This is a genomic window from Schnuerera sp., from assembly GCF_035459645.1.
In the GTDB taxonomy this organism is placed as follows: Bacteria; Bacillota; Clostridia; order Tissierellales; family Tepidimicrobiaceae; genus Schnuerera.
Genome location: NZ_DATHXO010000047.1, coordinates 1 through 8034 on the forward strand (window position 1 = coordinate 1; position 8034 = coordinate 8034).

Below are 8034 nucleotides of genomic sequence, written 5' to 3' on the forward strand. Positions count from 1 at the left end.
TACGAACATTGACGGTCCCGTTATTATGCGCCCATAATGGTCACACATTGGTGACACGGGGGTGACACATGGCCAAGCAACTAGACACAAGCATCACAGACACAGCCGCAAACAGGTTCCTCAAGACTGCAAACGAACGCGCCACACTTTGGTGTGAGAAAGAGCAGAGATTAGACAAATGATAGATGAATTGGGTGTTTCACTTTGACATTGATGCCTTGAAAAATGAAACTAAAAAGCTGGAGAAAAAGTCCTTTGCAGAAGATTTTTGGGATGATTCAGACAAGGCTCAAAAAATAATGCAAAAGATAAGTGATTTAAAAGGACAAGTAAAAGAATACGAAGATTTACTGAATAAAGTGGAGGATTTAGAAGTATTAATAGAATTATCCATTGAAGAAGAGGATTACCATGTATATAAGGAAATAAAAGAGAATTTTGAAAGGGTATCAAAAGATGCAGAGGAGTTTAAGCTTTCTACCTTATTAAAAGGTGAATATGACAAAAATAATGCTATTATTTCCATCCATTCAGGTGCTGGTGGATTAGAGGCACAGGATTGGGCGGAGATGCTTTTAAGGATGTATAAAAGGTGGGCTGATCAAAGAGGTTTTAAAGTGGAGGTATTAGATTTGCTTTCAGATACAGAAGGTGGTATAAAATCTGTAACTATGCTCATCAAAGGATTTAATGCTTATGGTTATTTGAAATCTGAAAAGGGAGTTCACAGATTAGTGAGAATATCTCCTTTTGATTCTTCTAATAGAAGACATACTTCTTTTGCAAGTATAGATATATATCCAGAACTAGATGACGATATAGATATAGAAATAAACGAGTCAGATATTAAAATTGATACCTATAGGGCAAGTGGAGCTGGAGGGCAGCATGTAAATACTACTGATTCAGCTGTTAGGATAACCCATGTACCTACAGGGATTACAGTACAATGCCAAAATGAAAGGTCTCAACATAGCAATAAATTAACTGCTATGAAGATGTTGAAGGCAAAACTTATACAATTAAAAGAAGAGGAACAAAAAGAGAAGATAGAAGATTTACAAGGGAAATACACACAAATAGCTTGGGGCTCTCAAATTCGATCCTATATATTCCATCCCTATAGTCTGGTAAAGGATCATAGGACGGAGGCAGAGATAGGAGATATTAACAAGGTTATAGATGGAGATATTGATCTATTTATAAATGAATATCTAAAACAAAAAGCCTTCTAATAGAGAAGGCTATTTTTTTCAAAAATTAGGTAGGATTTTTTAAAGTTTTGTTGAATAATACTATATGGGCTAGTAAATGTTTTTACACCAGACCATACAAAAGGAGATGAGAAAAAGATGGATATAGTTAAAATATTAGTAGAGGAATTTCAATTAAAATCATTCCAAGTTGTTAATACCCTTAATTTAATAGATGAAGGAAATACTATACCTTTCATTGCTAGGTATCGAAAAGAACAAACAGGGAATTTAAAAGATACGGTTTTAAGAGAACTCTATGATAGATTAAATTATTTGAGGAACTTAAAGGAGAGACAAGAAGAAGTAATAAGGTTGATCGATGAACAGGATAAATTAACTGAGGATTTAAAAAAAGATATTTTAAAATCTGAAACTCTTCAAAGGGTAGAAGACCTTTATAGACCTTATAGACCAAAAAGGAGAACTAGGGCAACTATTGCTAAAGAAAAAGGTCTGGAAGAATTGGCCAATATTATATTAGCTCAAAAGGTGGGAATTGGAGAGTTAAAACATGTATCCAAATCCTATATCAATGAAGAAAAGGAGGTGAATACAGTAGAAGAAGCCTTGGCTGGAGCTATGGATATTATTGCAGAAGTAATTTCTGATAATGCAGATTATAGGAATATAATAAGGAAGATAGCTAATAGCAAAGGAATAATTCAAACAGAAGCAGTAAAAGAGCAACAAAAATCTGTATATGAAATGTATTATGATCATAAAGAACCTATCAAAGCCATACCAAATCATAGAATTCTTGCTATAAATAGAGGGGAAAAGGAAAAGGTTTTAAAGGTAAGTTTAATTTTCCCTGATGAAGAAATATTATCAAAGATAAAATCCAAAGTCATAGACTATAATTCAATAGAAACTATAGAATATTTAGAATCAAGCATTGAAGATAGTTATAAAAGGCTTATATTCCCTTCTATAGAAAGGGAAATAAGGAGCAATTTGTCAGAAAGAGCAGAGGAAGAGGCTATTAAAGTATTTGCTATTAATTTAAAACCTTTGTTAATGCAACCTCCAATTAAAGGGAAAACCGTGATGGGGGTAGATCCAGCCTTTAGGACAGGATGCAAAATAGCCGTTATAGACGAGACTGGAAAATTATTAGATTTTACCACAGTATACCCTACAGAACCACAAAACCAAGTTGAAAAAGCAAAACAAGAGTTGAAAGAACTTATTGACAAATATAATGTGGATATAATCGCTATAGGAAATGGAACTGCATCTAGGGAAACTGAAATGATAGTAGCTGAAATGGTACAAGAAATAGATAAAAAAATATCTTATATCATAGTAAACGAAGCAGGAGCCTCTGTATATTCAGCATCTAAAGTAGGACAGAAGGAATTTCCAGAATTAGATGTATCTATTAGAGGAGCCATATCCATAGGTAGAAGATTACAAGATCCTTTAGCTGAATTGGTTAAGATTGAACCCAAACATATAGGTGTAGGGCAATATCAACATGATTTAAACCAAAAAATGCTAAACCAAGCTTTAAAAGGGGTAGTGGAAGATTGTGTAAATGGTGTTGGAGTAGATTTGAATACTGCTAGTCCATCTTTATTAAAATATGTTTCAGGTATTTCCTCTAAGGTTGCAACAAATTTAATTAAGTACCGGGAAGAAAAGGGGAAATTCAATAATAGAAAAGAATTATTGTCAGTAAAAGGATTAGGTCCCAAAACTTTTACTCAATGTGCAGGTTTTTTAAGAATACCTGATGGAGATAATCCCTTAGATAATACAGCAGTTCATCCAGAATCCTATACTATTGCAGAAAAACTAATTGATAAAGATATTGATGAGATAAATATTGAATCTATTTCAAAAGAACTAGATGTAGGTGCACTAACATTAAAAGATATAATTACAGAACTTAAAAAACCTGGTAGAGATCCAAGAGATGAAATGCCTAAACCTATTTTTAGAACTGATGTATTAAAGATGGAAGATTTAAAAAAAGACATGATTTTGACTGGCACTGTACGAAATGTAGTAGATTTTGGAGCTTTTGTAGACATAGGCGTAAAGGTGGATGGATTAGTCCATATATCTCATTTATCAAATAAATTTGTTAAACATCCAAAGGAAGTAGTTCAAGTAGGTGATATTGTTCAAGTAAGGATACTAGAAGTAGATGTAGATAGAGGGAGGATTAGCCTTAGTATTAAGGATGTTTAAACCTGGGGGGATACAAATGGGAGAAGCTGAAAAGATAATAAATACTAAAAATGCTTTTATTGGTGTATTAAGTTCGAATCAACATGGGGAAGAAAGAGTACCAAAGGGAGACCATATAGTAAGTTATTTTAATAATGGTGGAGGAATGGTTTATCTATGTTCTAAAGATAAAAAAGATCAAAATATAAACTATCTAAAGAAGATCTGGAATGTAGATTTCAGCCGTTTTATTAAATTAGGTAGATTAATGTTCATATGCAGAGAGGATTTTCTATTAGAAGATGATATAGATGTGACAGGATTGTTAAAAGCAATAGAAAAAGGAGTAGGCGCATTAGAAGAAAATGGGGCTAATAAAAATCAAGTATATATAACTTTAGACTCCTTTTGGGATACATTAGATAAGGAGAGTATAGAGTATCTTTTTGATGAATTAAAAACTATAAATAATTCTAAGAAAACTGGATTCATATTAAGATATATAATAGAGGAATTTAATGGGGATTATGTAAAATTTATGTTGGACAACCATGATTCAATATTAGTTGATAGGATAGATGATTTTGAGTTTTTTACTCCTAGTCAATTGGTACATCAATCTTTAATTTTACTGGCTGAATATCATGCTATTGATTATAGATACGAAAAAGAAGTTATGAGAAATGAATATTTAAAGACTTTAGGCGAATTAATGGAAGGGACTATTCATGATATAAGCAACTTATTGGTAACTGTATTAGGCTATGCTCAACTTTCTTTATTTCTTGAAGATTCTATGGAAATAAAAGATTATCTTCAAATTATTTCTAAAACTGCTTTAGATGGAAAAAGTATTACTGATAGAATAAAAAATCATATAAAAGGAAGGTATGAATCTTTAAAAGATATATATGAATTTGATTATATAATAAATAATTGTATAGATATGATAAAGCATAAGTTTAAATCATCCAGTGGAGATACAAATAATATGGAATTAGTAATAGATTTAAATTCTAACAACTATATATATGCGAATGAATATGATATTAGGCATTCTGTATTGAATATAATATTAAATGGAGTAGAAGCAATGGGGAATAAGGGTATAATGAATATAAGGACTTATGATGAAGGGGACTACATAGTATTGGAAATTACCGATACGGGAAAAGGTATGGATGAAGGAACTAAAAACAAAATATTTAAACCCTATTTTACTACTAAAGGTTCTAATGGTACTGGTTTAGGGCTTAGCATTGCTAAAAAAACTTTTGAAAAACATAATGGGAAGGTATATGTGGAAAGCAAAACTGGAGAAGGAACTAAGTTTACTATATATTTTCCTGCATTGAGAATCGAAGATAATATTGCCCATTTATAATATAATGGTTATAATATTAATTAGAGTAACGAAATAATTGAAGGGGGAGATTTAATGATATTTATAAAAAATGGTAAAATATTCACCATGACTAATGGAGTAATTGAAGAAGGTTCTATCCTTATTAAAGATGGGAAAATTTTAGAAGTAGGAAAGGATTTAGTTGCACCATTAGATGCCCAAGTAATTGACGCTGAGGGAAAGATGGTAGTACCAGGATTTATCGATGCTCATTGTCACCTTGGAATGTGGGAAGAGGGAATAGGATTTGAAGGCAGTGATGGAAATGAAATGGTAGATCCAGTCACACCTCATTTAAGGGCCATAGATGGGATTAATCCTATGGATATATCCTTTAAGGAAGCCCATATGGGTGGAATAACTACTGCTGTTACAGGACCTGGTTCTGCTAATGTTATAGGTGGAATGTTTGTAGCTTTAAAGACCTATGGTAAAAGAGTAGATGATATGATAGTAAAAGAACCAGTAGCTATGAAGATAGCCTTTGGTGAAAATCCAAAAAGGGTTTATGAATCTCAAAAAAAATCCCCAATAACTAGGATGGCTACTGCAGCTATACTTAGAGAAAATTTATTTAAAGCAAAGAACTATTTAGAAAAGAAACAATCTGCAAAAGAAGATTCGTCAAAAATGCCAGAATATGATATGAAAATGGAGGCTTTAGCCAAAGTATTAAATAAAGAAATTCCTCTTAAGGCTCATGCTCATAGAGCAGACGATATATTTACAGCTTTAAGGATTGCTAAGGAATTTGATGTAGATATTACATTAGACCATTGTACAGAAGGACATTTAATAGCAGATTATTTAGCTGAAGAAGGTAAAGGAGCTATAGTTGGTCCAACTCTATCTAATAGATCTAAATTTGAATTGAAAAACCTTACCTTTGACACCCCGAGGGTTCTTAATGAGGCAGGAGTAAAGGTAGCCATAACTACTGATGCGCCAGTTATACCACTACAATATCTTCCAATATGTGCAGGATTAGCCCATAAATCTGGATTAGATGAGATGGAAGCATTAAAGGCAATAACCATCAATCCTGCTGAGATAGTAGGAATTTCAGACAGAGTTGGTAGTATTGAAGCAGGGAAGGATGCGGATATAGTAATATTCGATAGTAACCCAATAAAAGATATTGATTGTAAAACTTATATGACTATTATAAATGGAGAAATAGTTTATAAAAAATAGAGAGGTGAATATTTTGAAACTAGGATTCATAGTAAATCCTATTGCAGGTATGGGGGGCAAAGTAGGATTAAAAGGAACTGATGGAGAAGAAGTATTAAAAAAAGCTATTGAATTAGGAGCATTTCCTGAATCCCCTAATAAAGCTAAAAAGGCTTTAGAAGTTTTAATTCCAATTAAAGAGCAAATTCAATTATTAACAGGTCCTGATAATATGGGTGAGGAAGAAGCTAAAGAATTAAGTTTTGACCCTATAATAGTTGGAGGCAAAAAAGAAAAATATAGTCCAAAGGATACAGAAACTGTAGCCCGTGAGATGGTCAATATGGATGTAGATCTTATTCTATTTGCAGGGGGAGATGGAACAGCAAGAAATATTTTCAATGTAATAGGAAATAAAGTACCTGTAATAGGTATACCAGCAGGGGTAAAAATCCATTCAGGTGTTTATGCTAACCATCCTAGATCTGCAGGAGAGATAGCTTTAAAATATCTTCAAGAAGAAGAATTGGATATAAAAGAGATGGAAGTTATGGATATTGATGAAGAGGCCTTTAGAGAAGGGCAGGTTACAGCAAAACTATATGGATATATGAAAGTACCCTTTCAACCAGAATTAGTTCAAAACCAAAAATCTGGTGGTATAGTTGGTGAAGGTGCAGCTTTAGATGGTATATCAGATAAAATCATAGAACAGATGGAAGAGGATCTATTATATATTGTTGGTTCAGGTACTTCCACTAGACCTATAATGGAAAAACTGGGATTACCTAATACTCTATTAGGTATAGATATAGTTAAAAATAAAAAACTAATTGCTTCTGATGTTAATGAAAAGGATATATTAAAATATATAGAAGGTAATAAAGCTAAAATAATAGTTACTGTAATCGGTGGCCAAGGCTATATATTTGGTAGAGGGAATCAACAGATTAGTGGAGAGGTAGTAAAAAAAGTTGGTAAGGAAAATATCATTATAATAGCCTCAAAACAAAAGCTAATGTCTCTAGAAGAAAGACCTTTATTAGTCGATACAGGAGATGATGAAGTAAATAGTATGTTCAATGGATATATGAAAGTTAGAACTAGTTACACAGAAGAAGCAATCCATATGGTTAAAGGACTTTAATATAGTTGACAATTGATAAATATTATATTATACTTAATTTAATAAAAACAATATCTTCAGGGCGAGGTGCAACTCCTCACCGGCGGTAAAGCCCGCGAGCCAAATTTTTGGTTGACTTGGTGAAATTCCGAGGCCGACAGTTAAAGTCTGGATGGAAGAAGATCATAGATTATACTAATAGTTAATTTAGTTAGTCTAGTTAATCTAGTTATCTAAGCCCCGAAGTTTAATTCGGGGCTTGTTTTATTAAACCTCCCTGAAGAAATAAATATATGGAGGGATTTTTTATGTACACATTAAAAAAGGAAAATCTAAATACAAGGACCATGGTAAAGATATCAGTTTTAGCTGTTATTGCTTTAATATTAATGTTATTAGATTTTCCCCTATGGTTTGCTCCAACATTTTTGAAATTCGATATTTCTGATGTACCAGCTTTAATAGGCTCCTTTGCTTTAGGACCAATGGCTGGAGTATTGGTTCAGTTAGTTAAGAATTTATTAAACTTATTAGTTGAAGGTTCTGGTACTGGTGGTGTTGGAGAGTTTGCCAATTTTTTAGTAGGAAGTATCTACGTTTATACTGCAGGATTGTTATATTATAAGAACAAAACTTTTAAAAATGCAATAATAGGAATGATAATAGGGGTATTAGCCATGACTATATCCATATCTATAATTAATTACTATTTTATGATTCCTTTCTATGCAAAACTATTTGGACTACCTATCGATAAAATAGTAGCTATGGGCTCTGCAGTAAATAAATATGTAGTAGATTTTAAAACCTTAATTCTATATGCAGTAGTACCATTTAACTTATTTAAAGGTATTATAGTTACTTTGGTAACTTTGCTGATATATAAAAGAGTATCACCA

6 protein-coding genes and 1 riboswitch are annotated in these 8034 nt (G+C 32.2%); all 6 genes read left to right on the plus strand.

Features of this window, described 5'->3' with window-relative positions:
- Positions 1 to 178: 178 nt before the first annotated feature.
- A protein-coding gene (gene prfB, locus VK998_RS01110) for a peptide chain release factor 2 (RefSeq protein ID WP_325224518.1) occupies positions 179 to 1235 on the plus strand; the annotation gives its coding sequence in 2 pieces (ribosomal slippage) (positions 179 to 205 and positions 207 to 1235; 1056 coding nt in all).
- A 117-nt stretch (positions 1236 to 1352) separates the two neighbouring features.
- Positions 1353 to 3452, plus strand: a complete 2100-nt coding sequence (locus VK998_RS01115) for a Tex family protein (protein WP_325224520.1) — start codon at positions 1353 to 1355, stop codon at positions 3450 to 3452.
- Positions 3453 to 3468: 16 nt separating this feature from the next.
- Entirely contained in the window at positions 3469 to 4815 is a 1347-nt protein-coding gene (locus VK998_RS01120; RefSeq protein WP_325224521.1) for a sensor histidine kinase, read from the plus strand.
- Between the two features lie 54 nt (positions 4816 to 4869).
- Positions 4870 to 6030: an amidohydrolase gene (locus VK998_RS01125; RefSeq protein ID WP_325224523.1), complete on the plus strand. Its 1161-nt coding sequence runs from the start codon at positions 4870 to 4872 to the stop codon at positions 6028 to 6030.
- 4 nt (positions 6031 to 6034) lie between these two features.
- Positions 6035 to 7156: an ATP-NAD kinase family protein gene (locus VK998_RS01130; protein WP_325224526.1), complete on the plus strand. Its 1122-nt coding sequence runs from the start codon at positions 6035 to 6037 to the stop codon at positions 7154 to 7156.
- Between the two features lie 48 nt (positions 7157 to 7204).
- Positions 7205 to 7323: riboswitch (FMN riboswitch) on the plus strand.
- A gap of 120 nt (positions 7324 to 7443) precedes the next feature.
- Positions 7444 to 8034 (plus strand): ECF transporter S component (locus VK998_RS01135; protein WP_325224529.1); only part of this gene is annotated, 591 nt, incomplete at its 3' end.